This window comes from Streptomyces sp. NBC_01232 (assembly GCF_035989885.1).
Classification (GTDB): domain Bacteria; phylum Actinomycetota; class Actinomycetes; order Streptomycetales; family Streptomycetaceae; genus Streptomyces.
Window position 1 is genome coordinate 6836157 of record NZ_CP108518.1, and the last position, 26467, is coordinate 6862623.

The window sequence follows — 26467 nt, forward strand, 5'->3', positions numbered from 1 at the left end:
GGCCCTCCCGCAGGGCCACCGCACCCCGGGGGAGGGCGCATGACCGGCTACGAACAGCACGCCGTCGTCGTGGGCGGCGGACTCGCCGGGGTCACCACCGCCCTCGAACTCGCCGACGCCGGGCTCCGGGTCACCCTGCTGGAGGGCCGCCCGCGGCTCGGCGGGCTCGCCTTCTCCTTCAAGCGCGGCGACCTCGAGGTCGACAACGGCCAGCACGTCTACCTGCGGTGCTGCACCGCCTACCGGTGGTTCCTCGACCGTGTCGACGGCGCCGCCCTCGCGCCCTTGCAGGACCGGCTCGACGTACCCGTCCTGGACGTCGCCCGCCCCGGCGGCCCGCGCCTGGGCCGGCTGCGCCGCAGCGCCCTGCCCGTGCCCCTGCATCTGGCCGGATCGCTCGCCCGCTACCCGCACCTCTCCCTCGCCGAGCGACTGAGCGTCGGCCGCGCCGCCCTCGCGCTGCGCCGCCTGGACCCCGCCGACCCGGCGCTGGACGGGCTGGACTTCGCGACCTGGCTCGGCCGCTACGGACAGTCGGCCCGCACCATCGAGGCCCTGTGGGACCTCGTCGGCGTCGCGACCCTCAACGCCACCGCCGAGCAGTCCTCGCTCGGCCTGGCCGCCATGGTCTTCAAGACCGGCCTGCTCTCCGAGAACGGCGCCGCCGACATCGGCTGGGCCCGGGTGCCGCTGGGCGAACTGCACGACACCCTCGCGCGCAAGGCGCTCGACGCGGCCGGCGTACGGACCGAACTGCGCAGCCGGGTCACCGACATCTCCCGCATGTCCGAGGGGGCGTGGCGGATCGACACCGAGGAAGAGTCCCTGGAGGCGGGCACCGTCGTCCTCGCCGTCCCGCAGCGCGAGGCGCACGGACTGCTGCCCGCCGGAGCCCTGCCCGACCCCGACAAGCTCCTGGACATCGGCACCGCGCCCATCCTCAACGTCCACGTGGTCTACGACCGCAAGGTCCTCAAGGCACCCTTCTTCGCGGCCCTCGGCTCCCCGGTGCAGTGGGTCTTCGACCGCACCGACTCCTCCGGACTCCCCGACGGCGGCCAGTACCTGGCCCTGTCCCAGTCCGTCGCCCAGGACGACATCGACGAGCCCGTCTCGGTCCTGCGCGCCAAGTACCTGCCGGAGCTGGAGCGGCTGCTGCCCGCCGCTCGCGGCGCCAAGGTACGGGACTTCTTCGTCACCCGGGAGCGGACGGCCACCTTCGCCCCCACCCCCGGCGTCGGCCGGCTGCGCCCCGGGGCGCGCACCGACACGCCGGGGCTCTACCTCGCCGGTGCGTGGACTGCCACGGGCTGGCCCGCGACCATGGAGAGCGCCGTCCGGAGCGGACTGAGCGCGGCGCACGCCGCACTCGCCGCGCTCGGCCGCCACCGCGAACACCCTCTGCAGGAGGCGGCATGACGAGCACCATCAGCAGCACCGGCACCACCAGCACGACGAGTACAGCACGTACAGGAACAAGAGGAGAGCCAGTGAACCCGGGGAATCCGGCTGTCGAGAACACGGATGCCAGTGTGGGCACAGCCGGAGGGGGCGTGGAGAAGGCGGACACGGTCGCTCTCCTGGAGCGCGGCCGTACGATGTCGACCCCCGCGCTCCGCGCCGCCGTCGACCGGCTCGTGGCGCCCATGGACACCGTCGCCGCCTACCACTTCGGCTGGATCGACGCCCAGGGCAACGTGGCGGACGGCGACGGCGGCAAGGCCGTGCGCCCCGCACTTGCGCTGCTCTCCGCCGAGGCCGCGGGCGCCGCGGCCGAGGTCGGCATCCCCGGCGCCGTCGCGGTCGAGCTCGTGCACAACTTCTCGCTGCTGCACGACGACCTGATGGACGGCGACGAGCAGCGCCGCCACCGCGACACGGTGTGGAAGGTGCACGGACCGGCCCTCGCGATCCTGGTCGGCGACGCCCTGTTCGCCCTCGCCAACGAGGTCCTGCTGGAGCTCGGCACCGTGGAGGCGGGCCGCGCGACCCGCAGGCTGACCACCGCCAGCCGCAAGCTCATCGACGGCCAGGCGCAGGACATCTCCTACGAGCACCGCGAGCGCGTCAGCGTCGAGGAATGCCTGGAGATGGAGGGCAACAAGACCGGCGCGCTGCTCGCCTGCGCGGTCTCCATCGGCGCGGTGCTCGGCGGCGCGGACGACCGTACCGCCGACAAGCTGGAGGAGTACGGCTACCACCTGGGCCTCGCGTTCCAGGCCGTCGACGACCTGCTCGGCATCTGGGGCGACCCGGAGGCGACCGGCAAGCAGACCTGGAGCGACCTGCGCCAGCGCAAGAAGTCCCTGCCGGTGGTCGCGGCCCTCGCGGCCGGCGGCGAAGCCTCCGAGCAGCTCGCCGAACTGCTCGCCGCCGACGCCAAGAGCAGCGACTTCGAGAACTTCTCGGAGGAGGAGTTCGCGGCCCGTGCGGCCCTCATCGAGGCGGCCGGCGGCCGCCAGTGGACCGCCGACGAGGCACGCCGCCAGCACGCCGTCGCGATCCGGGCCCTGGACGACGTCGACATGCCGCAGCGCGTGCGCGACCAGCTCGTGGCCCTCGCGGACTTCGTCGTCGTGCGCAAGAGGTGATCGCCACCCGACAGCGGATATGAATCGCGAGTCGCCGGCCGGCGCCGCCACCTGAGCGTGGCGCGCACCGGCCGACGGCAGACCCCAGCACAGCAGAGGACACTGTTCTAAGGGGAAGCCATGACAGCGACGACCGACGGCAGCGCCGAGGGCGCTGGCGCTGGCAGCGAATCCACCCCGGGCGCTCTGCCGCCCGGACCCGCGGGCCGCACCGCCGGCCTGGCCGCCGAACCGGGGCCCCCGGCCCCGCCCGTGCCGGCCCGGCCCGGGCGGAGCGGCCCGCGCGCCGAGCACGGCCCGCCGGGCATGCCCGCGCTCATCGGCCGGCCGCCCCGCCCCGGGCCGGGGCGGGACACGGCGCGCGACACCGTACGGGGCACGGTGCGGCCCACCGACGACCTGCCCCGCCGCCCGGACGGCGCCCGGCCGGCCGTGTACGAGGCCGCCACGCGCGCCACCCGGAACCTGCTGGAACGCCAGGACCCCGAGGGCTGGTGGAAGGGCGACCTGGAGACCAACGTCACCATGGACGCGGAGGACCTGCTGCTGCGGCAGTTCCTCGGCATCCGGGACGAGGCCACCACCCGCGCCTCCGCTCTCTTCATCCGCGGCGAGCAGCGGGAGGACGGCACCTGGGCCACCTTCCACGGCGGCCCGTCCGACCTGTCCGCCACGATCGAGGCCTACGTCGCGCTGCGCCTCGCCGGGGACGCGCCGGACGCCCCGCACATGACCCGCGCCTCGGCCTGGATCCGGGCCCACGGCGGGATCGCCGCCGCCCGCGTCTTCACCCGCATCTGGCTGGCCCTCTTCGGCTGGTGGAACTGGGAACACCTGCCCGAACTCCCGCCCGAGCTGGTCTTCCTGCCGCCCTGGGTGCCCCTGAACATCTACGACTTCGGCTGCTGGGCCCGCCAGACCATCGTCCCGCTCACGGTGGTCTCCGCGCTGCGCCCGGTCCGCCCGGCCCCCTTCGCCCTGGACGAGCTCCACGCCGACGCGCGGGTGCCCAACCCCGCCAGAAGACTCGCCCCGCTGACCAGCTGGGACGGCGCCTTCCAGCGCATGGACAAGGCCCTGCACGTCTACCGGCGGTTCGCCCCGCGCCGGCTGCGCAGGGCCGCGATGGCCACCGCCGGCCGCTGGATCATCGAACGCCAGGAGAACGACGGCTGCTGGGGCGGGATCCAGCCGCCCGCCGTGTACTCGATCATCGCCCTGCACCTGCTCGGCTACGACCTGCGGCATCCGGTGATGCGCGCCGGGCTGGAGTCCCTGGACCGGTTCGCGGTGTGGCGCGAGGACGGCGCCCGGATGATCGAGGCCTGCCAGTCCCCGGTGTGGGACACCTGCCTCGCCGCGATCGCCCTGGCGGACGCGGGCCTGCGCCCCGACCACCCCGCCCTGGTCAAGGCCGCCGACTGGATGCTCGGCGAGGAGATCGTCCGCAGCGGTGACTGGGCGGTGCGCCGCCCCGGACTCGCCCCCGGCGGCTGGGCGTTCGAGTTCCACAACGACACCTACCCCGACATCGACGACACCGCCGAGGTGGTCCTCGCCCTGCGCCGGATCAAGCACCCGGAGCCGGCCCGTGTCGAGGCGGCGATCGCCCGCGGGGTGTCCTGGAACCTCGGCATGCAGTCGAGGAACGGGGCGTGGGGCGCCTTCGACGCCGACAACACCAGCCCCTACCCGAACAAGCTGCCCTTCTGCGACTTCGGCGAGGTCATCGACCCGCCCTCGGCCGACGTCACCGCCCACGTGGTGGAGATGCTCGCCTTCGAGGGCCGGGCGGGGGACGCCCGCACCCGGCGCGGCATCGCCTGGCTGCTCGCCGAACAGGAGGCGGCCGGCGGCTGGTTCGGCCGCTGGGGCACCAACTACGTCTACGGCACCGGATCGGTGGTCCCGGCCCTGACCGCCGCGGGCCTCGCCCCGGGGCATCCCGCGATCCGGCGGGCCGTGCGCTGGCTGGAGTCCGTACAGAACGAGGACGGCGGATGGGGCGAGGACCAGCGCTCCTACAAGGACCCGTCCTGGGCCGGGAAGGGCGCCTCCACCGCCTCGCAGACGGCGTGGGCGCTGATGGCCCTGCTGTCGGCCGGCGAGCGCGACGGCAAGGCCGTCGAGCGGGGCATCGCCCATCTGGTGGAGACCCAGAGGGAGGACGGCACCTGGGACGAGCCGTACTTCACCGGCACCGGCTTCCCCTGGGACTTCTCCATCAACTACCACCTCTACCGGCAGGTGTTCCCGCTCACGGCGCTCGGCCGCTACCTGTACGGGGAACCGTTCGCCCCGGCCGGGGTGCACCCGGCCGCCGCCGGGGAGGTGTGATGTCCGCCGCGGGCGGGGACCGGGCCGCGGGCGGCCCCGGCCCGCTCCTGGTGGCCTGCGCGCTGCGCATCGAGCAGGTCGCGCTGCGCAGCGCGACCCGCGGCCCGGGCCGCGGCCGGAGCGGCGGGCACACCCTGCTGCGCACCGGGATGGGCCCGCGCGCGGCCGGGCGGGCCGTCGACCGGGCACTGGAGCGGCCGGGAATGGACCGGGCCGCCGTCCTCGCGACCGGGTTCTGCGCCGGTCTGGTACCCGGCATGCACCCCGGTGACCTCGTCGTCGCCGAGGAGACCCGGGACCCGCAGGGAACCGTCACCTGCACCGGCAGCGCCCTGCTCGCAGAGGCACTGGCCCGGGCCGCTCCGGGCCGGACCGTGCACACCGGCGCGCTGACCGGATCCGACCACGTCGTCCGCGGCCAGGAGCGCGCACAGCTGCGCGCCACCGGCGCCATCGCGGTCGACATGGAGTCCGCGGCCACCCTGTGGACCGCCACCCGGGGCGGCGGCCGTCCGGTTGCGGCCGTCCGGGTGATCGTGGACGCTCCGGAGCACGAGCTCGTCCGTATCGGCACGGTTCGCGGGGGAATATCGGCCTTCCGTGTCCTGCGTGCCGTACTGCCCGCGTTTCATGAATGGCACCGTTCGTTGCTGCTCCCCAGGAGGTGAGCCAGATGGCCATGCCGCTGCGCCAGTCCATCAGGGTCGGGACGTATCTTCTCGAACAAAAGCTCCGCAAGCGCGAGAAGTTCCCCCTGATCGTCGAACTGGAACCGCTCTACGCCTGCAACCTGGCCTGTGAGGGGTGCGGGAAGATCCAGCACCCGGCCGGGGTCCTCAAGCAGCGCATGCCGGTCGCTCAGGCGGTCGGCGCCGTGCTGGAGTCCGGTGCGCCCATGGTGTCCATCGCGGGCGGCGAGCCCTTGATGCACCCGCAGATCCACGAGATCGTCCGTCAGTTGGTGGCGCGCCGGAAGTACGTGTTCCTGTGCACCAACGCGATGCTGCTGCGCAAGAAGATCGAGAAGTTCACGCCTTCCCCGTATTTCGCCTTCGCCGTGCACATCGACGGCCTGCGCGAGCGCCACGACGAGTCGGTGGCCAAGGAGGGCGTCTTCGACGAGGCGGTCGCGGCCATCAAGGAGGCGAAGCGGCGCGGATTCCGCGTGACCACCAACTCCACCTTCTTCAACACCGACACCCCGCAGACGATCATCGAGGTGCTCAACTACCTCAATGACGACCTCCGGGTCGACGAGATGATGATCTCGCCCGCCTACGCCTACGAAAAGGCGCCCGACCAGGAGCACTTCCTGGGAGTGGAACAGACCCGAGAACTCTTCAGGAAGGCCTTCGCGGGCGGCAACCGGCGGCGCTGGCGGCTCAACCACTCCCCGCTCTTCCTGGACTTCCTGGAAGGAAAGGTCGATTTCCCCTGCACGGCCTGGGCCATTCCGAATTACTCCCTCTTCGGCTGGCAGCGACCCTGCTATCTGATGAGCGACGGCTACGTACCGACGTACCGCGAGCTCATCAACGACACCGACTGGGACAAGTACGGCCGCGGGAAGGACCCGCGCTGCGCGAACTGCATGGCGCACTGCGGCTACGAGCCCACCGCCGTCCTCGCCACCATGGGCTCCCTCAAGGAATCCCTGCGCGCGGCCCGGGAGACGATCGCCAGCAACCGGGACAAGTCGGCATGAACGCGCGGCCACGGGAGGAGGAGGGCGGCCGGGGCAAGGGCTTCGACCTCGGCGCCCTGCTGGCCGAGCGCGGAGCGGAACGGTACGAGCTGCACGCCCGGCACCTCAACCACCAGCTGCCCCGGATGCTGCACACCATCGGCTTCGACAAGGTCTACGAGCGGGCCGAGGGAGCGCACTTCTGGGACGCCGAGGGCAACGACTACCTCGACATGCTGGCCGGGTTCGGAGTGATGGGTCTGGGCCGGCACCACCCGGTCGTCCGCCGGGCCCTGCACGACGTCCTGGACGCCCAGCTCGCCGACCTCACCCGCTTCGACTGCCAGCCGCTGCCCGGGCTGCTGGCCGAGAAGCTGCTCTCGTACAGCCCGCACCTGGACCGGGTCTTCTTCGGCAACAGCGGCACCGAGGCGGTGGAGACGGCCCTGAAGTTCGCCCGGTACGCCACCGGGCGCCCCAGGATCCTCTACTGCGACCACGCCTTCCACGGGCTCACGACGGGCTCCCTCTCGGTCAACGGGGAGGGCGGCTTCCGGGACGGCTTCGCACCACTGCTCCCCGACACGAGGATCACGCTCGGGGACCTCGCGGCCCTGGAGCGGGAGCTGAAGCGCGGGGACGTCGCCGCACTGATCGTCGAGCCGGTCCAGGGCAAGGGGGTGCTGGCCGCCCCGCCCGGCTTCCTCCTCGCGGCGCAGGAGATGCTGCACCGGCGCGGGGCGCTGCTGATCGCGGACGAGGTGCAGACCGGCCTCGGGCGCACCGGGGACTTCTACGCGTACCAGCACGAGCCGGGCGTGGAACCGGATCTGGTGTGCGTGGCGAAGGCGCTCTCGGGCGGGTACGTCCCGGTCGGCGCGACCCTGGGCAAGGACTGGATCTTCAAGAAGGTCTACTCGTCCATGGACCGGGTGCTCGTGCACTCCGCGAGCTTCGGTTCCAACGCCCAGGCCATGGCGGCGGGCCTCGCGGTCCTGTCCGTCATGGAGGACGAGGAGGTCGTGGCGAACGCCCGGGTCATGGGCGACCTGCTGCGCGGGCGCCTCGCCGCTCTGGTGGACGAGTACGAGCTGCTGCACGAGGTGCGGGGGCGCGGGCTGATGATCGGCATCGAGTTCGGCCGGCCCTCCTCGCTGGGCCTGCGCAGCCGGTGGACGATGTTGCAGGCGGCCCGCAAGGGGCTCTTCGCGCAGATGGTCGTGGTGCCCCTGCTGCAGAAGCACCGGATCCTCACCCAGGTCTCCGGGGACCACCTGGAGGTGATCAAGCTGATCCCGCCGCTGATCGTGGACGAGGGGGACGTGGACCGGTTCGTCGGGGCCTTCCGCGAGGTCATGGACGAGGCGCACGGCGGATCCGGGCTGATCTGGGACTTCGGCAGGACGCTGGTCAAGCAGGCCGTCGCCGCGCGCTGACGGCCCGCCGACCTCGGGGGCGGGGCTCGGGAACCGGGCCCCGCCGCGTCAGACCAGGAGCCGGTCCCGCAGCCGGCCGAGGGTCTCGGGCCGCAGCCCGAGGCCCTCCGCCAGGTAGGGGTCCACCCCGCCCCAGACCTCGTCGATGGTGTCGAAGGCGGCCAGCAGGTATTCGGCGCGGGCGTCGAAGAGCGGCTGGAGCAGCTCCATGACCTCGGGGGAACGGGCCTCGGGCGACTCGTCGCTGCGGCGCACGCGGTAGCGGCGGTGCGGGGCGTTCGACTCCAGGTAGTCCGCCACGATCGCCTCACGCTCGACGCCCACGGCGAGCAGGGTGACGGCGATCGACAGGCCGGCCCGGTCCTTGCCGGCCGCGCAGTGCATGAGGGCGGGGACGCTGTCCTCGGCGAGGGCGTGCACGACCCGGCTGTGCTCGGCGGTGCGCTGCCGGATGATCCCGCGGTACGAGTTCGACATGCGGGCCGCCGCCTTGCCGTCGCCGAGGATCTCGCGCAGCTGGACGAGGTCGCCGTCGCGGACCAGCCGCCAGAACTCCCGTCCGTCGGCCGGGTCCGAGAGCGGGATGTTGAGGTTCCGGACGCCGGGCAGCTCGACGTCCGGACCCTCCAGCGCGTGGTCGGCGCCGTTGCGGAAGTCGAAGATGGTGTGGAGGCCGAGCGAGGCGAGGAATTCTGCATCGCTTTCGGTGGCATGTGCGAGATGTCCGCTTCGGAACAATCGTCCCGTACTGACCGTTCGTCCGTCAGAAGTCGGCAATCCGCCCACATCGCGGAAATTGCGCACTCCGGTCAGCTCCGGCTCCTGTATCTGCTGGGTCAAAGCAACTCCTCCGCCACGTCGTGGGGCCTCTGTCCGAATTACACTGTTTGGCGCCAACTTGCCATATCGGGAGGCGAGATCGGGCGCGTCCCCGTGAGCCAGATCATACGGTGACCGTGAGTGCCTGATCGCTAAAGGCGAATGGCCCAGTCGGGGCGGCTGTTGGCCGTGCGGAATGGACGGAGGGTGACGGTAATTCCTTCGGTCCCTCATGTCTGTGATTCCGTCAGGGAATTCGCGGCTTGTTCCCCGTGGCCGCAAGGGATTACCTTCGCGATCGATCCGGGTGGACCGCCAAATCCTGCCGCCTCCCGGAAACCGCACCCGACCTATTCGCGCGGCAGGAGCGGGGGAACCAGGTAAGCCGCCGTACCGGAGATCTTTTCGCCGGGACGGCTCGGGGTGAAGCCGTTCATGTCCAGTACATGCACGGCCGGACATCTCCAGTCCGAACCCGACAGCTCACCTCGCAGGCGCCGGAGAGGAATTCGTCATGCCTGCAAAGGGTAAGCACCGCCGTCCCAAGTCCCTTTCCCTTTCGCGCGGTTTCGCCGTTGCGGGAACCGGTGGTGCGGCCCTCGCGCTGCCGCTGATCGGAGCCGCCGGCGCCCACGCGGCCGGTGCCCCGGCCGCCGCGACCGCGGTCGCCCCCGCGGTGGCCCCGCAGGCCCCGGCCGCTCTGCAGGCGGCTCCCGTCGCCGCCACCGCGGCCGCGCCGACCGTCTACACGGTCGTGCCGGGCGACTACCTCTCCAAGATCGCCGTTGAGCGCCACCTCTCCGGCGGCTGGGAGCAGCTGTACGCCGACAACCGCGAGGCCGTCGGCAGCAACCCGTCGCTGATCCACCCCGGCCTGAAGCTGACCCTCGGTGGTCCGGGCGGGGCGAAGCCGGCCGAGGCCGCTCCCGAGGCCGAGGCGAAGCCGGCCGCGGAGCCCGCGCCGGAGTCCGCCGCGAAGTCCGCCCCCTCCGTGCGCAAGCAGGCCGGGAAGGCCGCCCCGGCGCAGCAGGAAGCCGCCGCCGAGGCACCCGCCGCTCCGCAGTCGGCCGCCGGCTTCGTCGCCCCGGTCGGCGGCGGGATCTCCACCCAGTACAAGGTCGCGGGCGCCATGTGGTCCTCCGGCTACCACACCGGCGTGGACTTCATCGCCTCCATGGGCACCAGCGTCAGGGCCGTCGGCGCGGGCACCGTGGTCTCCGCCGGCTGGAGCGGCTCGTACGGCAACGAGGTCGTCATCCAGCACGCGGACGGCAAGTACTCGCAGTACGCCCACCTGTCCCAGCTCTCGGTCTCCTCCGGTCGGAGCGTGACCGCCGGCCAGTCCATCGGGCTCTCCGGCTCCACCGGCAACTCGACCGGCCCGCACCTCCACTTCGAGATCCGTACGACCCCGTCCTACGGCTCGGACCTGGACCCGATCGCGTACCTCCGCTCGAAGGGCGCGAGCCTCTGACGGCACCCGCCGTCGGACCACCGACACACGTGAGGCCGGGACCCGAGGGGGGTCCCGGCCTCACGTGTACTTATTCCTTATCCCCCACGTGGTACAGATCACGGTCCGTCAACCCCTCATTACGTTGGCGTAGGTTGGTTACGGGAGTGAAGTATGGGTTCCCGTGGCAGCGACGACGACCAAACTCAAGACCATCGGCTCGTACGCGGCGATCGGGGACAGCTTCACCGAAGGCGTGGGGGACCCGGGACCCGGGGATTCCTATCTCGGCTGGGCGGACCGGCTCGCCGTGCTCCTGGCCGATCAGCGCGACGAGCACGACTTCCGGTATGCGAATCTGGCGGTGCGGGGGAAGCTCCTGGACCAGATCGTGGCCGACCAGCTCCCGAGAGCCAAGGACCTCGCGCCGGACCTCGTGACCTTCTGCGCGGGCGGCAACGACATCATCCGGCCCGGCACCGACCCGGACGACGTGGCGGAGCGGTTCGAGGCGGCCGTGGCCGACCTCACCGGGTCCGTCGGCCTTGTCATGATCACCACGGGCTTCGACACCCGGGGCGTACCGGTGCTCAAGCACCTCCGCGGCAAGGTCGCGACCTACAGTGCACACGTCCGCGCCATCGCCGACCGCTACGAGTGCCCGGTGCTCGACCTCTGGTCGCTGAAGTCCGTACAGGACCGGCGGGCCTGGGACACGGACCGGCTGCACCTCTCTCCCGAGGGCCACACGCGGGTCGCGCTGCGCGCCGCGCAGGTGCTCGGGCTGGACGTACCGGCCGACCCCGACCAGCCGTGGCCCCCGGAGCGGCCGCGCGGCTCGGTGGACGTGACCCGGGACAACATCCAGTGGGCCCGCGAACACCTCGCCCCGTGGATCGGGCGGCGGCTGCGCGGGGAGTCCTCCGGGGACCACGTCGAGGCGAAGCGGCCGGACCTGCTGCCGCTGTAGCGGCGCGGGAGCGACAAGCGGAATCCTTCGGGGCCGGTGTGCGTTGGGATGGTCGTAGAGATACGGCCATCCTGACCCCATCCTCCCTGGAGGCGCTTTGACCGGCTCCCGTCCCTTGCGTCCGCGGCTGCGTGCCCTGCGGCCCGAAGCCTTCGGCGCGGACCCGTCCGGCGCCCGGCTCGAGCGGATCCGCCGCTCGCCGAACTTCGCCGACGGAGTCTTCCAGAACCCGGTCGGGGCCCGGAACAGGCCCTCGGGTTCGATGGCGGAGTTCGCCAAGATCTACTTCCACCGGGAGCAGCGGGTCCGCCGCAGCCCCGCCGCGCCGATCCCGGTGCACCCGACGACCCTCGCGGACCTGGCGAAGCCGCCCGCGAGCGGCCTGCGGCTGACCTGGATGGGGCACTCCAGCGTGCTCGCGGAGATCGACGGGCGCCGGGTGCTGTTCGACCCGGTCTGGGGCGAGCGGTGCTCCCCCTTCCCCTTCGCCGGGCCCAAGCGGCTGCACCCGGTGCCGGTCCCGCTGTCCTCGCTGGGCGAGGTCGACGTCGTGGTCATCTCGCACGACCACTACGACCACCTCGACCTGCCGACGATCAAGGAGCTGGCCGGTACGGACACGGTCTTCGCCGTGCCGCTCGGGGTCGGCGCGCACCTGGAGCGCTGGGGCGTACCGGCCGACCGGCTGCGCGAGCTGGACTGGAACGAGAGCACCAAGATCGCCGGACTGTCCCTCACGGCGACCCCCGCCCGGCACTTCTGCGGCCGTGGCCTGCGCAACCAGCAGCACACCCTGTGGGCGTCCTGGGTCGTCGCGGGCGACGAGCACCGGATCTACCACAGCGGGGACACCGGCTACTTCCCCGGCTTCGAGGAGATCGGTGCCGAGCACGGGCCCTTCGACGCCACGATGATCCAGATCGGCGCGTATTCGGAGTACTGGCCCGACATCCACATGACGCCCGAGGAGGGCATGCGCGCCCACCTCGACCTGCAGGGCGGCACCCCCCACGGCACGATGCTGCCGATCCACTGGGGCACCTTCAACCTGGCCCTTCATCCGTGGGACGAGCCGGGAGAGGGCACGCTGGCCGCGGCCGAGGGGGCCGGAGCGGCCGTCGCCCTGCCGATCCCCGGCCAGCCGTTCGAGCCCGGCACCGCCGGAGCCCCGAGCATGCCGTGGTGGCGCCCGTTCGTGGCCGGGGAGCGGACGGGCGGCCCGGTCGACGGCCCTTCGGCCGTTCCTCCGCTGGGAGCCGGGTCAGTGGCGGGAACGGCGGCGCGCGTGGGTTCCGCGGGAACCGGCGGACAGGAGAAGCCGGAGTCCGTCGGGTCGTAGCGCACCGCGCGGACGGACCTTCCGGCCGCCCCGGCACATCGGGGCGGCCGCCGGCCGTCCCGGGACCGGTCCGGCCGGCGGCCGCGGGGCGGCGCCGGGGCGGTCCGCGGGGTCCGACCGGCGCATTCGGGCGGCTGTACGAGCGCTCCACCGGGAGCGGGAAGCACCCCCGCGAAGTTCGCCAACTGGCCGTCCGGGGCGCGGTAACGAGGTCTAGCGTGGGTATTCGGTGATCAACACCGGACCCCGGGAACGCTGGGGGCCGGGCCCCACGTACCGAGGACGCCGATGTCCGGACCCCGCGCCGCCCGCCACGCCCCGTCGAGACACGCCGTCACCGGTCCCGGTAGGCAGATACGCCCCCAGCTGGTGCGCGCCGCCGTGCTGCCCACGCTCGCCGCCGCGCTCAGCGGGGCAGCCGCGGTGATCTTCACCCTCCAGCTCGGCGGGGGAGCCGGCGACCGCGACGCCCGGCTCTGGCCGGTGCTCACCGGCTGCGCCCTCCTCGTCGTCGGCGCGCTCGCTGCGGCCCTGCTCGGGGCCCAGCGCGCCGCCAAGGCCGTACGGGACCGGTGCGAGGCGCTGCGCCGTTCCAGCGTGCGCGGCCGCCACGAGCTGCGCACGGCCGCCAACCTGCTGGAACGGGGCGAAGCCCCGCCCCGCCAGGCGCGCGGGGGCCCGGGCGCGGCCCCGCCCGGCGGGGATCCGGCCGGGACGGACGAGTTCTGGCTGCTCTCCCAGGAGCTGCGCGGAGCCCGGGAACAGGCGCACACGACCCTCCTGCGGCTGGCCGGACCGGCCGCCCCGTCCGACAGCGAGCGCACCGTCGAGGTCTTCGTCAACCTCGCGCGCAGGCTCCAGTCCCTCGTGCATCGCGAGATCTCGCTGCTGGACGACCTGGAGGACACGGTCGAGGACCCCGACCTCCTCAAGGAGCTCTTCCACGTCGACCACCTCGCCACCCGTATCCGCCGGCACGCCGAGAACCTCGCCGTACTGGGCGGCGCCGCCTCCCGGCGCCAGTGGACCAGGCCCATCGACCTGAGCGAAGTGCTCCGCTCCTCGGTCGCGGAGGTCGAGCAGTACACCAGAGTCAAGGTGGTGCCCCCGGCCGGCGGCAGCGTCCGCGGGCACGCCGTCGCGGACGTCGTGCACCTGCTGGCCGAACTCGTCGAGAACGCGACGGTCTTCTCCGCCCCCGACACCGATGTGGTGCTGCGCGCCGAGCGGGTCACCGCCGGGATCGCCGTCGAGGTGGAGGACCGGGGGCTCGGCATGCCGGCCGAGGAACAGCACCGGATGAACGCCCTGCTCGGCGACCCCGACCAGGTCAGCGTCCGGCACCTGCTGGCGGACGGACGGATCGGCCTGTTCGTGGTGTCGGCGCTGGCCCGCCGGCACGGGATCGCCGTCGAGCTCAAGTCCAACATCTACGGCGGTGTGCTGGCCGTGCTGGTGCTGCCCCAGGAGCTGCTGGGTGCGCAGGCGCCCACCGCGGCCGACGCGGCGGGCGGTTCCCGGACCACGGCGTGGGGGACCGGGCAGGGGGCGTCGTCGCCACCCCTGGAGCCGGTACGGATGCCCCGGCCGGCGCCCGCGCCGGAGACCTGGCAGGCGCCCGGATTCCCGGGCACCGGGGCCCCGTACGAACCGGAGCCCCGCCCCGGGCCCCTGCCGGTGGCGGTCCCGGAGCCCGAGCCGCTGCGCGCGCCCCGGTCCGGTGCGACGGCCGGTACCGTCCCCGCCCCGCGGACCGGTCCCGATCCCGCTCCCGGTCCTGATCGCCGTCCCGATTTCGGCCCCGATCCGGATTCCGCACGCGCGCCCGGCTCCATGCCCGGCTCCGGGGCGGTGTCCTGGTCGGCGCCCGCGGCCGATCCCCGGCTCGGGCCCGCGCCGGTCTCACCGGCCGGGGCCGGGGCCGTGGCCTGGTCCGCGCCGGCTCGGACGCCCGCGGCCGGTCCCGTACCCGGTGCGCCGGCCGAGCTCGCCGAGGGCGACCGGCCGGTCCTGCCCCGGCGCCGCGCCCAGCAGCACCTCGCGCCCCAGCTGCGCGAGGCTCCCGCCCCGCGGCGGGCCGCCGACCCCGAGCAGCCCCTGCACGACCCTGGACTGATGGCCGCCTTCCAACGGGGCTTCGGTCTCGCCCAGTCGGAGAACCAGGCATGACCCCGACCCCTCACCTCAGCAAGGAGCGCACCCCCATGGGCGGCGAAGTGGCGACGAAGACCGGCAGCCGGCTCTCGGATCTCGACTGGCTGCTCAGCGGCCTGGTGCAGCGCGTGCCCTACACGAGCAGCGCCGTACTCCTCACCGCCGACGGGCTCGTGACCTGCGTGCACGGCCTGGACGCCGACAGCGCCGACCACATGGCGGCCCTCGCGTCCGGGCTGTACTCACTGGGCCGCAGCGCGGGCTCCCGCTTCGGGGACGGCGCCGGTGTGCGGCAGGTCGTGGTCGAACTCGACACCGCGCTCCTGTTCGTCTCCGCGGCCGGATCCGGGACCTGCCTGGCCGTCCTCGCCGACCGGCAGGCCGACGCCGGGGTGCTCGGCTACGAGATGGCGATGCTGGTCAAGCGCGTGCGTCCGTACCTGGCGGCTCCGCCGCGGCGGCCCGTCGCCGACGCGGAGCGATGAGGGTCCGCGGGACGGGGGAGTGCACGAAGGGCCGGGACACACCGTGGCTCGACGACTCGGCGGGCAAGGTGATGCGTCCGTACACCGCCAGTGGGGGGCGGACCAGGCCGGGCGTCGCGCTCGACCTGCTGTCGCTGGTGTCCGCGACCGGCGTCCGGCCGGGCATCCCGCTCGGGGCGGAGCACACCCTCGCGCTGCGGATGTGCGCGGGCGCCGCAACGGTCACCGTCGCCGAGGTGGCCGGGCAGCTGCGGCTGCCGGCCGTGGTGGTGAAGGTGCTGCTGTCCGACCTGATGGAACACGGGGCCGTCACGGCGCAGGCGCCGCGGTTCCCCGGCGGCGGCTCGTTCGCGGCCGATGACCGGTCCCTCCTCCTGGCGGTGCTCGATGGCCTACGCAAACGACTGTGACACCCCCGCCCTCGCTCCCGGCCCCGTGCTCGCCCCCGCGCCGGGACCTCCTCCCGCGACGCTGAAGATCCTGGTCGCGGGCGGGTTCGGGGCGGGCAAGACCACCTTCGTGGGGGCGGTGAGCGAGATCGAACCGCTGAGCACGGAGGAACTGCTCAGCGGCCTGAGCGCGAGCGCCGACCCGCTGCTCGGCGTCGAGGAGAAGACCACGACGACCGTTGCCCTCGACTTCGGCCGGATCACCCTTGACCGGGGCCACGTCCTCTACCTCTTCGGCACGCCCGGACAGCACCGCTTCTGGTTCCTCTGGGAGGAGCTGTGCGCGGGCGCGCTCGGGGCGGTGGTACTCGCCGACACCCGCCGGCTGGCCGACTGCTTCCCCGCCGTGGACTTCTTCGAGCGGCGCGGGATCGGCTTCATCGTCGCCGTCAACGAGTTCGACGGCGGTCACCGCTACGGCCCCGAGGAGGTCCGTGACGCGGTGGGGCTCGGACCCGAGGTGCCCGTCGTACGGTGCGACGCGCGCCTCTCGAGCTCCGGGACGGGGGCGCTGGCCGCCCTCGTCCGTCATCTGTTGTGCATGTCCACAGTCAGCTCTTCGTCTTCGGAGCCGGGGGAACCGCCATGACGTACTACGAATCGACCGGACACCTGCTGCTCACACCGGTGGACCGGGAAGCACCCGCGCGCACCCTGCGGCTGCGCGAGCTGGGCCTGGGGGAGCGTCCGGACACCGAACTGGACGCCTTCGCCGGGCGCGTCGCCGACGCGCTCGGAGCCCCGTACGCGGGGGTCAACTTCGTCGGCGAGGAGCGGCAGTTCTTCGCCGGGCTGCACCACGGCGCCGAAGCCCCGGCGAGCGGCTACCCGGCGCGCGTCCTGGCCCGCGACCACGGCTACTGCCCGCACGTGGTGGTACGCCGGAGGGCGCTGGTGCTGGAGGACGTACGGGACTTCGCGCGCTTCGCGGGCAACGCGGTGGTGGACGAGAGCGGGGTGCGGTCGTACGCGGGCGCGCCGCTCACGGACCGGCGCGGGATCGTCCTCGGCACGGTGTGCGCGGTGGACGTGGTGCCGCGGCGGTGGGGGACGGAGGGGCTCGCCACGGTGAAGGCGCTGGCGGCGGAACTGGTGGCGCTGGTGCACGAGCGGGAGGACCGGGGGCAGGTCCCGGGGGCCGCGGCCGGGGAGGACCGGCGGGGGTGAGCGGGATTGTCGGTGGCGGGGGCTACGGTCGTCGCAAGGGTTCACCGGTCGCCAAAGAGGAGTCTCGGGGATGGCCACCACCGCACAGGACGTCCGCCTGATCGCACTGTCGCTTCCGGACAGCAGCGAAAAGCTCGCCTGGGGCATGCCGACCTTCCGGGTGAGCGGGAAGATCTTCGTCTCGCTGGCCGACGACGACGTCTCGATCGGGGTGAAGTGCCCCAAGGAGGAGCGCGCCGAGCTGATCGCGGCCGAGCCGGAGAAGTTCTTCCTGCGCCCTGGCCACGACGACAACTACGCCTGGATCCGGGTCCGGCTGGCGGCCGTGCAGAACGCGGACGAGCTGCGCTCCATCCTGACCGACTCCTGGCTCCAAGCGGCCCCCAAGCGCCTGATCACCGCCCATCCGGAGCTGACGGGCGACGCGGGCTGAGGGGCGCGACCGGGTTCCCGCGGACCCGGAGGCCGAAAGGTGCGCGCAACCACCCCATGAAGTGCGGTATCGTTCTCCTGCGCGTTCAACCAGGGGAAACCCCAGGTCAGCGCGCATCGGGACGTGGCGCAGCTTGGTAGCGCACTTGACTGGGGGTCAAGGGGTCGCAGGTTCAAATCCTGTCGTCCCGACTCGTAAGAGTCGTAGATCGAAGGGCCGTTTCGGAGCAATCCGAGACGGCCCTTCGGTCGTTCGCCGGGCTTTCTGACGTGCTTCCGCCGAGGTCAGGGGGTCGACGGGGCCGTGTCGGCCTCCCGGTGCATGCCGGAGCACAGGGCCCAGACCACGAACAGATTGACGGCGACCAGGGTCAGGGCCCACCAGGGGTAGTAGGGCACCCACAGGAAATTGGCGATCGCGGCGAGTCCGGCGACGAACACGCCGAAGAAGCGCGCCCACAGGGCTCCGGTGAACACGGCGCAGCCGGCGAGGACCAGGGCGATGCCCACGAGCAGGTGGACCCAGCCCCATCCCGTCAGGCTGAATTCGAACACGTAGTGCCGGGTCACGACGAACAGGTCGTCCCTGGCGAGGGCGGCGATCCCCTCGAAGATCGCCATCGCGCCGCCGAAGACCATCAGGGCGCCCGCGGACAGGGTTCTGCCCGATGTGGGCGCATGCCAGGCACTGGGCTGCGGCTGGCTGGTCCGGGGCCTGCTGGCATCACTGGCCATATCGATCTCCTCGATGGCAGAGCCGGCCTGGCGCACCAGGTTCGGCGATCCCCCGATTCAGCGTGGCACGGTCACCCTCCGTCGGCACTCCGACCGGGCGGCAGGGGCGTTCCGGGCCATCCCGCAACGCCCCCGCCGCGACCTAGCTGTCTTGCCTAGCGCGGACCCGCCAGGACGGGGTGCGCGGCCCGAGTGCCCGGCACGGTGCCCGGCGGGTGGGCGGGCCGTTCGTGGTGCGGAGGGGCCGTGGTGGCCGGCAGCCGGGCCAGATTGGCGCTGATCATCGCCGCCGCGCGGGCCACGGACTCGCCGAGTGCCGCGATCCGCCCGGCGTCCAGGCCGGTCGCCGCCACGGCGGCCACCACCTGCCCGGACGCGGAGCGTACCGGCGCCGACACGCACGAGAGCGCGGCCACGCACTGTCCGTACTCGAAGGCGAGCCCCCGCTCCCCGGCCTGCGCCACCTCACGGGCCCATGAGGCCGCCGTCCGGCCCTCGGGCGGCTCGCCCACCGGGGCCGAGGCGGCCAGGATCAGCTCGGCCGCGCTCCCCGGCGGCAGCACGACGCCCGAACGCAGCGGAAAGACGTCGTCCACTTCGCCGCGCAGTCCCCCGACCACGATCGTCCGTCCCGCCTCGGCCACCGACAGGCTGAGGCTCGGCCGGCCGCCCGCCGAAGCGAGCTCGCGCAACGGACGGGCCGATGCCGCACGCAGCGCACGCGCGGGGTGCCACGCCTGTCCCAGGCGGAAGGTCCGCGCCCCGAGACGGTAGCGGCCGGCGCGGCTCTGTACCGCGCCCAGTGCGACCAGCTGGCCCAGCAGCCGGTGTGCGGTGGCCTTCGGCAGTTCGGCGTCGGCCGCCAGGCGGGTCAGCCCGACCTCCTCGCCCTGCGCGAGCACCTCCATCAGTGCGAACGCACCCTCCAGTACGCCCCGCCCCTCTGCACCGGATCTGGCCATGGGCGGTCCCCCTTTCACCCTGGACCCGTCGGTCGGACGAGTCCAGAACTCCCCGTTCGCACCGGGTACTTGGGGGGTCACGGTGTTGCCGTCCCCCGTTCACCGGTCCGTTGAATGGACCAGATCATTGCCCGAGAGGTGCGATCGCGCCACTGTGTTGTCGTCCAAGTGACGGAACGTTACGGCGACCTCAGGGGAGCCCGTAGGACCGTCCGCCCGGAACGGAACAAGGAGGATCCGATGAGTGCGATCAAGACGAGCGCCAAGCAGTTCAAGTACGTCATGGGCGCCATGACGGCGGTCTTCTTCGCCACCTGTTCTTCCAGCTGACGATGAAGTGAGGGGTGGGGGCGGCGCGCCGCCCCCACCCCTTCGCCCCGCCCCACTCACCCCGCCACACCCCAGGGAGGTATGCGTGCTGGAGACAGGTGTCCGCCAGGTACGGGTGGCCATGGCGATGGTGTTCGGCCGGCGGCTCAGCGTGCGGGCCGTCGAGCGGCTGGTCGCCGACGCCCTCCTCACGCTGGAGGAGTTCGGCTCGCTCGGCGACGACGTCGAGGAACTGGCCGACGGGCCGTTCGCCGATCCCGACGAGCGCCGGGACCTGCAGGACCGTGCGCTGCGAAGGACGGTGCGCAGACTCGCCGGGCACTCCCCGTTCTACCGGGAGCGGCTCGCCGGGATCGACCTCGACGGCCTGACCGCCGAGACGCTCACCGGCATCCCGGTGACCCGCAAGGCCGACCTCGTCGAACGCCCCGCGGACTTCCTGTGCAGCGCCCCCTACCTGGCGACCCAGACGACAGGTACCACCGGGCGCCCCGTGCAGATCTGGCTCTCCCGCTACGAGATGGAGCTCTGGCCCGCGCTCATCGCGCTGTCCCTGGTGCTGCGCGGCGATCTCGGGCCCGGCGACCGGATGCAGATCAACCTCAGCTCCAGGGCGACGGCCGCCGTGCAGGAGGACGTCGAGGTGTGCCGGCTCGCCAACGCCTCGTGCCACGTCGTGGGGCAGATCCCGCCGGAGGAGTCCGTCGAGCACCTGCTCGGCGCCGTCGGCGGCGGCATCCGGCCCACCATCCTGACGGGCAACCCCAGCTACCTCGGCCAGATGCTCACCGCCGCCCGGCAACGCGGGTACGGACCCGACGACTTCGGGCTGCGGGCGATCTACGCCGGCGGCGAGATGCTGTCGCGGAACCTGTCGGACGCCCTGCGCGAGACCTTCGGGGCCCGGACCGTCGGCGACGCCTTCGGCATGACCGAACTGCTGCCCGTCGGCGGCCGTACCTGCAGCAGGCACCACCTCCACATCGACCCGAACATGGGCTACACCGAGGTGCTCGACCTGCAGACCGGTGAGCCCGCCGGACCCGGCCGGCTCGGCGAACTGACCGTCACGCCCTACTTCCCCTACCGGGAGTGCATGCCGGTCCTGCGGTACAACACCGGTGACGTGGTCCGCACCCTGGAGGGCGAGCCGGACTGCGAACTGGCGGTCGTGCCCGCCGTCTCCCACATCCTCGGCAAGGCGGGCACCCTGCACCGCACCGTCGAAGGCCTGGTGACCCCGCGCGACATCGTGGAGGCGCTGGACGGCACCCCAGGTCTGCCGTGGCCGCTGCGCCACCGGGCCGGGGCGGGGGCCGACGGCCGGCTCCACGTGGAGGTCGCCTCCAAGGAGGTGACCGAGGCGGAGGTGGCCGGGCGGCTGCTGGCCCGGGGCATCGACGCCCGCGTCACGGTCCTGCCGGTGGATTCCGAGGAGGCCGCCCGCCTCTTCCCCCTCCGCTGCGACCTGCTGGAGCACACCTTCACGCGGAGCCACGCATGACGGTCTTCTTCCAGCTCACGGTCACCCTCGTCCTCGCGCTCGGGGTGTGCGGCGGCGCGATCGCCTACTTCCGCGCCGTACGCACGCCGCGGCCGCCCGTCGGCGTCTTCAACGGCAGCGACATATTCATGATGATGGGCTTCGTCCTGGCGCTGCCCTACCTCTACCTCGCGCTGCCGGGGGCCGTCCTCCCGGTGGTCCTCGCCCTCGTCTTCGCGGGCGGCCTGTCCGTCGGCTACCAGCCCGTGATCGCGAACGGCCGGCTGCGCCGGACGCTGATCGCCGTACTGATCACGAGCGTGCTCGTCTCGCACCTGGCCTTCGGCGAGACCGCGCCGCCGTACTGGGTGGCGAACAGCGCCGTCGTCGCCCTGGTCGTCGTCTCCGCCACCAACCTGAACGTGCAGGGCGGCATGCGGCTGAAGAACGTCGCGTGGTTCCTGCTCGCGCTCACCGCGTACGACGCCTTCTTCGCCTGGGTCGTCCCGCTGACCCGGGAACTGTCCGATGCCGTCCAGGGATACCCGTACGCCCCCGCCGCGGGCCTGCGCATCGGCGAGGACCTGGGCGCCGTGGTCGGCATGGGTGATCTGCTGGCGTACGCCCTGTTCACCACCACCGCCTACAAGGCGTACGGGAAGCGGGGGCTGCGCACCGGGATCGTGCTGGTGACCCTCTTCGGGGCGGTGGCGCCCGTCGCGACGCTGCACATCGTCGCCGCGGTCACCGGCCATGCGCCCGCCCTGATCCCCGCCCAGGTGTTCTTCGGGCCGGCGGCCTTCCTCGGCCACCTCTTCCTGCGCCGCGGCGGACCGGAGCGGCGGATGGCCGACGTGGTCCTCCGCGGGACCCGCGGGGGCGCCGTACCGCAGGCCCGGGCCCGCGGGGCCGCCGCCGGACCGGTGGCCTGATGGGGACCCGGCCCGCGGGCCGGGTCCCGCGGCTGCGGCTAGCCTGGGACTGCGGTGTTCCAGCGCGATCGGAGGCCCCCATGCGCGCGGCCCGGGAGCCGGTACCGTGACGCACGCCGACTGGCTCCTGCTTCCCGGCGAACGCGGCAATCCCGCGACGCGCCTGGACCGGCGCCGCCCGGACGGCGCGGCCTGGTCCCGGGGGAACCACGTACGGCCCCTGGTCCACGGCGCCACGTACTTCGCCGAGCTCCTGAAGTCCGTCCGCGCGATGGGCCCGGGCGACCTCCTCCTGTTCACCGACTGGCGCGGTGACCGCGACGAGCGGCTCGACGGTCCCGGCACGGAGATCGGCACGGTCCTGTGCCGGGCCGTCGAGCGGGGCGTCATCGTCAAGGGACTCCTGTGGCGGTCCCACCTCGACGGCTTTCACTTCAGCGAAGAGGAGAACCTCCGCCTCGGCGAGGAGATCGCGGCCGCCGGCGGTGAGTGCCTCCTCGACATGCGCGTCCGTCCCGGCGGCTCCCACCACCAGAAACTGGTGGTGCTGCGCCACCGCGGCCGCCCGGAGCTGGACGTCGCCTACGTCGGCGGGATCGACCTCTGTCACAACCGCAACGACGACGCCGTGCACAGCGGCGACCGGCAGTCGCTGCGCATGGCCGCCGCATACGGCCCGCACCCGCCGTGGCACGACGTCCAGGTCGCCGTGCGCGGGCCGGCCGTGGGCGACGTCGAGGCCGTCTTCCGCGAGCGGTGGGAGGATCCCGCCCCGCTCAGCCGGAGCCCGCTCACCCGCCTGCGGGAGTGGATGCACCGGGAGGACATCAGCGCGGACCGGCTGCCGCCGCAGACACCCGATCCGGCGCGCTGCGGCACCCACACCGTCCAGCTGCTGCGGACCTACCCGAACCGGCTGCTGCGGGGCTATCCCTTCGCGCCCGACGGCGAGCGGAGCATCGCGCGCGGGTACACCAAGGCGCTGGGGCGGGCCCGGGCGCTGATCTACCTGGAGGACCAGTACCTGTGGTCGCCCCGGGTGGTGGCCTGTTTCGCGGAGGCGCTGGGCAGGCACCCACAGCTGCGGGTGATCGCGGTCGTCCCCTCGGTTCCGGAGGAGGACGGCCCGCTCACCCTGCCCATGAACCTGATCGGTCGGGTCAAGGCCCTGGAGGAGCTGCGCCGGGCGGGTGGCGACCGGGTCGCCGTGTACGGCCTGGAGAACCGGGCCGGAACCCCGGTCTACGTCCACGCCAAGGTGTGCGTGATCGACGACGTATGGGCCTCCGTCGGCTCCGACAACATCAACCTCCGTTCGTGGACGCACGATTCCGAGCTCGGCTGCGTCGTGTACGACGAGCACCCGGACTCCCGGCGCCCGGCCGATCCGGGAGGGCTCGGGGACGGCGCGCGCGCCTTCGCCCGGGAGCTGCGCCTGGAGCTGATGCGCGAGCACACCGAGGCCGCGGAGGGGGAGGCGCAGGCGCTGTGCGATCCCGTGTCCGCGTTCGACGCCTTCGCCACGAGCGCCGCCGTGCTGGACGCCTGGCACGAGGGCGGCCGCCGCGGTCCGCGGCCGCCGGGACGGCTGCGCCGGTACGTTCCCCCGGAGCTCGGCGTGAGGCAGCGGCTGCTCGCGATCCCTCTGCACCGCCTGCTGGTGGACCCGGACGGCCGCCCGCTCGGGATGAGGTTCCGCCGCACCTTCTGACGGCAAACCATTGAAAAAACGTACAAATTAAGGTCACATAGTGCCCGTTCCCGGCACGGCGGGTACCGCTTAAGTGACCAAAACGGCGGCGGGTTAGCATATGAGCACCGCCTAGCTCGAAAGATAATCCTGTGACTGTCAATGAGGACTCGTTCACCAGCTGGAAGAACCGCGAGGAGATCGCGGAGTCGATGATCCCGATCATCGGGAAGCTGCACCGGGAGCGGGACGTCACGATCCTGCTCCACAGCCGTTCCCTGGTGAACAAGTCGGTGGTCAGCATCCTCAAGACCCACCGATTCGCCCGGCAGATCGACGGTGAGGAGCTCTCGGTCACCGAGACGCTGCCGTTCCTGCAGGTTCTGACCACGCTTGATCTCGGCCCGTCCCAGATCGACATCGGCATGCTCGCCGCGGAGTACAAGAGCGACGACCGCGGCCTGTCCGTCGCCGAGTTCACCGCCGAGTCCGTCGCCGGCGCCACCGGCACGAACAAGATCGAGCGCAGCGAAGGCCGCGACGTCGTCCTGTACGGCTTCGGCCGCATCGGCCGCCTCGTCGCCCGTCTGCTGATCGAGAAGGCCGGCTCCGGCAACGGCCTGCGGCTGCGCGCCATCGTCGTCCGCCAGGGCGGCGACCAGGACATCGTCAAGCGCGCCTCCCTGCTGCGCCGCGACTCGATCCACGGCCAGTTCCAGGGCACGATCACCGTCGACGAGGCGAACAGCACGATCATCGCCAACGGCAACGCCATCAAGGTGATCTACGCGAACGACCCGTCCGAGGTGGACTACACCGAGCACGGCATCAAGGACGCCATCCTCATCGACAACACGGGCAAGTGGCGCGACCGCGAGGGTCTGTCCAAGCACCTGCGCCCCGGCATCGACAAGGTCGTCCTGACCGCTCCGGGCAAGGGCGACGTCCCGAACATCGTCCACGGCGTCAACCACGACACCATCAAGCCGGACGAGCAGATCCTGTCCTGCGCGTCCTGCACCACCAACGCGATCGTCCCGCCGCTGAAGGCCATGGACGACGAGTACGGTGTCCTGCGCGGTCACGTGGAGACCGTCCACTCGTTCACGAACGACCAGAACCTGCTGGACAACTACCACAAGGCCGATCGTCGTGGCCGCTCCGCGCCGCTCAACATGGTCATCACCGAGACCGGTGCCGCCTCCGCCGTCGCCAAGGCGCTGCCCGACCTGAAGGCGCCGATCACCGGCAGCTCGATCCGCGTCCCCGTCCCGGACGTCTCGATCGCCATCCTGAGCCTGCGCCTGGGCCGTGAGACCACCCGCGAAGAGGTCCTCGACTACCTCCGCGACGTCTCGCTGCACTCGCCGCTCAAGCGCCAGATCGACTTCACCACCGCCCCCGACGCGGTCTCCATGGACTTCGTCGGTTCGCGTCACGCCTCGATCGTCGACGCGGGCGCCACCAAGGTGGACGGCGACAACGCGATCCTCTACCTCTGGTACGACAACGAGTTCGGCTACTCCTGCCAGGTCATCCGTGTGGTCCAGCACGTGTCCGGCGTCGAGTACCCGACCTACCCGGTTCCGGCGGTCTGATCCGTCGTACGGCCGCACAGCCGAACCGTTCGACCGGCTGCCACGACAGGCGGGGCGGCGGCGGGCGGGTGACCGGTGCCCCTGGGCATCCGGTCGCCCCGCCCGCCGTCCCCCGCCTGTCGTGCGTGCGGGCCCGCCCCCGTACAGCGCCACGAGACGGCGGGCCGGGGCGGCCGCGGCGGGCAACCGTGTGAGCCGTGCGCTCACGTGCGCGCCGTCGCCGGACGGCGCAGGAGGTAGCGGGCCGCGGCCGCGACCAGGACGGCCATGCAGGCGATGAACACCAGCCCGGCCCCCTCCAGGCCGATCGGGTCCACCAGTAGCCCCACCCCGATCACCGGCACCGAGATGCCCGTGTACGCCACGACGAACAGGGCCGAGATGACGGCCGCGCGCCGGTCCGGCGGGGACGCCGCGGCCACCGCGGACAGCGCCCCGCGGAACGCCAGTCCCTGCCCGGCCCCGCCCACCACCGCGCTCGCCACCACCAGGGCCAGCAGGTCCCACCACAGCGCGCCCGCGAGCAGCGCCAGGCCGGCGAGCAGCCCCGCGCAGCCGAGCGGCAGCGACCGCCCCACCCCCACCCGGCCGACAGCCAGCTGTCCGGCGGTCGAGGCGAAGAAGGCCAGCGCGACGATCAGTCCGCTCACGGCGCGGTTGTGCACGTCCAGGGACTGCGCGAGGAAGGCGGGGCTGACCGAGGTGAACACCCCGAACAGCGCGAAGCCCACGAAGGAGGCGATCGCCGCGGGCGCGAACACCGACCGCACCTGCGGGGGCAGGCCCGGCCGCTGCGGTCGTACGGTGCTCAGCGGTTTCCGGTCCCGTACGGTCTCGGGGAGCCGCACGAGGACGACGGCGGAGACGGCCACCAGCGCGAGGTGCACGGCGAACGGCAGGTACAGCGGCCAGGCGGCGTACTGGGCGAGCAGCCCCGCGAGCAGCGGACCGCAGCCCAGCCCGCCCATGTTGGCGGCCGTCGCAACGAAGGTGGCCCGCGAGGCGCCGCCGGGGGGCGCCAGTTCCATCACGTAGGCCGTCGCGGCCCCGGTGAACAGGCCCGCGGACAGCCCCGACAGCAGCCGGCCCGCGTACAGCCAGCCCATTCCGGTGGCGCACAGGAAGCAGACGGCGCTGGCCGCCGAGAAGGCCAGGCCGGCCAGCAGCACCGGCCGCCTGCCGACGGTGTCCGAGGCGTTGCCCGCCAGCAGCAGTACGCCGATCACCCCGAAGGCGTACACCGCGTAGACGACGGTCACCATCAGTTCGGAGAAGCCGAACTTCTCCTGGTAGAGCCCGTAGAGGGGGGTCGGCAGCGTGGTGCCGGCCATGCACACGGCGAAGACCGCCCCGCTGAGCAAGCACTGGCGCCACCCTCGGCGATCACCGTCCATGCCGCCGACGGTAACCCCGCCGCAGCG

General features: G+C 72.7%; 23 protein-coding genes, 1 tRNA gene and 1 riboswitch. Of the genes, 20 read left to right on the top strand and 4 right to left on the bottom strand.

Annotated features, from left to right (window positions below; genetic code table 11):
* Positions 1–39 precede the first annotated feature (39 nt).
* The 6 genes from hpnE to OG444_RS31515 all read left to right on the top strand — a co-directional run bounded on the left by hpnE (position 40) and on the right by OG444_RS31515 (position 8048).
* Positions 40–1419, top strand: coding sequence for a hydroxysqualene dehydroxylase HpnE (gene hpnE, locus OG444_RS31490; protein ID WP_327265390.1), 1380 nt, complete (start codon positions 40–42; stop codon positions 1417–1419).
* Positions 1416–2591 (top strand): polyprenyl synthetase family protein, encoded by a 1176-nt coding sequence (locus OG444_RS31495; protein WP_327265391.1) that lies wholly within the window; start codon positions 1416–1418, stop codon positions 2589–2591. The genes hpnE and OG444_RS31495 overlap by 4 nt, the downstream gene beginning before the upstream one ends.
* Before the next feature lie 306 nt (positions 2592–2897).
* Positions 2898–4928 (top strand): squalene--hopene cyclase, encoded by a 2031-nt coding sequence (gene shc, locus OG444_RS31500; protein WP_442810788.1) that lies wholly within the window; start codon positions 2898–2900, stop codon positions 4926–4928.
* On the top strand, positions 4928–5596 hold the full coding sequence (locus tag OG444_RS31505) for a phosphorylase family protein (protein WP_327265393.1): 669 nt from the start codon (positions 4928–4930) through the stop codon (positions 5594–5596). Before shc ends, OG444_RS31505 begins: the two co-directional genes overlap by 1 nt.
* 5 nt (positions 5597–5601) lie before the next feature.
* The gene (gene hpnH / locus OG444_RS31510) at positions 5602–6633 is read left to right on the top strand and encodes an adenosyl-hopene transferase HpnH (protein WP_327265394.1); all 1032 of its coding nucleotides are present in this window, start codon (positions 5602–5604) and stop codon (positions 6631–6633) included.
* On the top strand, positions 6630–8048 hold the full coding sequence (locus tag OG444_RS31515) for an aspartate aminotransferase family protein (protein ID WP_327265395.1): 1419 nt from the start codon (positions 6630–6632) through the stop codon (positions 8046–8048). The genes hpnH and OG444_RS31515 overlap by 4 nt, the downstream gene beginning before the upstream one ends.
* A gap of 48 nt (positions 8049–8096) precedes the next feature.
* Here the strand turns inward: OG444_RS31515 and OG444_RS31520 are convergent, their stop codons facing one another.
* Positions 8097–8888: a tyrosine-protein phosphatase gene (locus tag OG444_RS31520; RefSeq protein ID WP_327265396.1), complete on the bottom strand. Its 792-nt coding sequence runs from the start codon at positions 8886–8888 to the stop codon at positions 8097–8099.
* Between the two features lie 315 nt (positions 8889–9203).
* Positions 9204–9379: riboswitch (cyclic di-AMP (ydaO/yuaA leader) on the top strand.
* Positions 9380–9381: 2 nt separating this feature from the next.
* Between OG444_RS31520 and OG444_RS31525 the strand changes: the two genes are divergently transcribed.
* The 10 genes from OG444_RS31525 (at position 9382) to OG444_RS31570 (ending at position 17508) form a co-directional block, all read left to right on the top strand.
* Positions 9382–10341 (top strand): LysM peptidoglycan-binding domain-containing M23 family metallopeptidase, encoded by a 960-nt coding sequence (locus tag OG444_RS31525; protein ID WP_327265397.1) that lies wholly within the window; start codon positions 9382–9384, stop codon positions 10339–10341.
* 163 nt (positions 10342–10504) lie between these two features.
* Positions 10505–11290 carry an SGNH/GDSL hydrolase family protein gene (locus OG444_RS31530; RefSeq protein ID WP_327265398.1) on the top strand — a complete coding sequence of 262 codons (786 nt, stop codon included), beginning with the start codon at positions 10505–10507 and terminating at the stop codon, positions 11288–11290.
* A 97-nt stretch (positions 11291–11387) separates the two neighbouring features.
* The gene (locus OG444_RS31535; RefSeq protein WP_327265399.1) at positions 11388–12629 is read left to right on the top strand and encodes an MBL fold metallo-hydrolase; all 1242 of its coding nucleotides are present in this window, start codon (positions 11388–11390) and stop codon (positions 12627–12629) included.
* 288 nt (positions 12630–12917) lie between these two features.
* On the top strand, positions 12918–14798 hold the full coding sequence (locus OG444_RS31540) for a sensor histidine kinase (RefSeq protein WP_327265400.1): 1881 nt from the start codon (positions 12918–12920) through the stop codon (positions 14796–14798).
* A gap of 35 nt (positions 14799–14833) precedes the next feature.
* Complete coding sequence (locus OG444_RS31545; protein ID WP_327266989.1) at positions 14834–15268, top strand: roadblock/LC7 domain-containing protein; 435 nt, start codon at positions 14834–14836, stop codon at positions 15266–15268.
* On the top strand, positions 15265–15678 hold the full coding sequence (locus OG444_RS31550; protein WP_327265401.1) for a DUF742 domain-containing protein: 414 nt from the start codon (positions 15265–15267) through the stop codon (positions 15676–15678). The genes OG444_RS31545 and OG444_RS31550 overlap by 4 nt, the downstream gene beginning before the upstream one ends.
* Complete coding sequence (locus OG444_RS31555; protein ID WP_327265402.1) at positions 15656–16306, top strand: GTP-binding protein; 651 nt, start codon at positions 15656–15658, stop codon at positions 16304–16306. The genes OG444_RS31550 and OG444_RS31555 overlap by 23 nt, the downstream gene beginning before the upstream one ends.
* Positions 16303–16884, top strand: coding sequence for a GAF domain-containing protein (locus tag OG444_RS31560; protein WP_327265403.1), 582 nt, complete (start codon positions 16303–16305; stop codon positions 16882–16884). The genes OG444_RS31555 and OG444_RS31560 overlap by 4 nt, the downstream gene beginning before the upstream one ends.
* A gap of 70 nt (positions 16885–16954) precedes the next feature.
* Positions 16955–17317: an MmcQ/YjbR family DNA-binding protein gene (locus tag OG444_RS31565; RefSeq protein WP_327265404.1), complete on the top strand. Its 363-nt coding sequence runs from the start codon at positions 16955–16957 to the stop codon at positions 17315–17317.
* Between the two features lie 117 nt (positions 17318–17434).
* A tRNA-Pro gene (locus OG444_RS31570) sits at positions 17435–17508 on the top strand.
* A gap of 93 nt (positions 17509–17601) precedes the next feature.
* Here the strand turns inward: OG444_RS31570 and OG444_RS31575 are convergent.
* Both OG444_RS31575 and OG444_RS31580 read right to left on the bottom strand, forming a co-directional pair.
* The gene (locus OG444_RS31575; protein WP_327265405.1) at positions 17602–18051 is read right to left on the bottom strand and encodes a DUF7144 family membrane protein; all 450 of its coding nucleotides are present in this window, start codon (positions 18049–18051) and stop codon (positions 17602–17604) included.
* Positions 18052–18206: 155 nt separating this feature from the next.
* Positions 18207–19013, bottom strand: a complete 807-nt coding sequence (locus OG444_RS31580; protein WP_327265406.1) for a helix-turn-helix domain-containing protein — start codon at positions 19011–19013, stop codon at positions 18207–18209.
* Between the two features lie 415 nt (positions 19014–19428).
* Between OG444_RS31580 and OG444_RS31585 the strand changes: the two genes are divergently transcribed.
* The 4 genes from OG444_RS31585 to OG444_RS31600 all read left to right on the top strand — a co-directional run bounded on the left by OG444_RS31585 (position 19429) and on the right by OG444_RS31600 (position 25046).
* Positions 19429–20847, top strand: coding sequence for a phenylacetate--CoA ligase family protein (locus tag OG444_RS31585; RefSeq protein WP_327265407.1), 1419 nt, complete (start codon positions 19429–19431; stop codon positions 20845–20847).
* A complete protein-coding gene (locus OG444_RS31590; RefSeq protein ID WP_327265408.1) occupies positions 20844–21758 on the top strand; it encodes a hypothetical protein in 915 nt (304 codons plus the stop codon). Before OG444_RS31585 ends, OG444_RS31590 begins: the two co-directional genes overlap by 4 nt.
* A 106-nt stretch (positions 21759–21864) precedes the next feature.
* Positions 21865–23469: a phospholipase D family protein gene (locus OG444_RS31595; RefSeq protein WP_327265409.1), complete on the top strand. Its 1605-nt coding sequence runs from the start codon at positions 21865–21867 to the stop codon at positions 23467–23469.
* A 131-nt stretch (positions 23470–23600) separates the two neighbouring features.
* The gene (locus OG444_RS31600; RefSeq protein WP_327265410.1) at positions 23601–25046 is read left to right on the top strand and encodes a glyceraldehyde-3-phosphate dehydrogenase; all 1446 of its coding nucleotides are present in this window, start codon (positions 23601–23603) and stop codon (positions 25044–25046) included.
* A 203-nt stretch (positions 25047–25249) separates the two neighbouring features.
* Here the strand turns inward: OG444_RS31600 and OG444_RS31605 are convergent, their stop codons facing one another.
* A complete protein-coding gene (locus OG444_RS31605; protein ID WP_327265411.1) occupies positions 25250–26440 on the bottom strand; it encodes an MFS transporter in 1191 nt (396 codons plus the stop codon).
* Positions 26441–26467 lie beyond the last annotated feature (27 nt).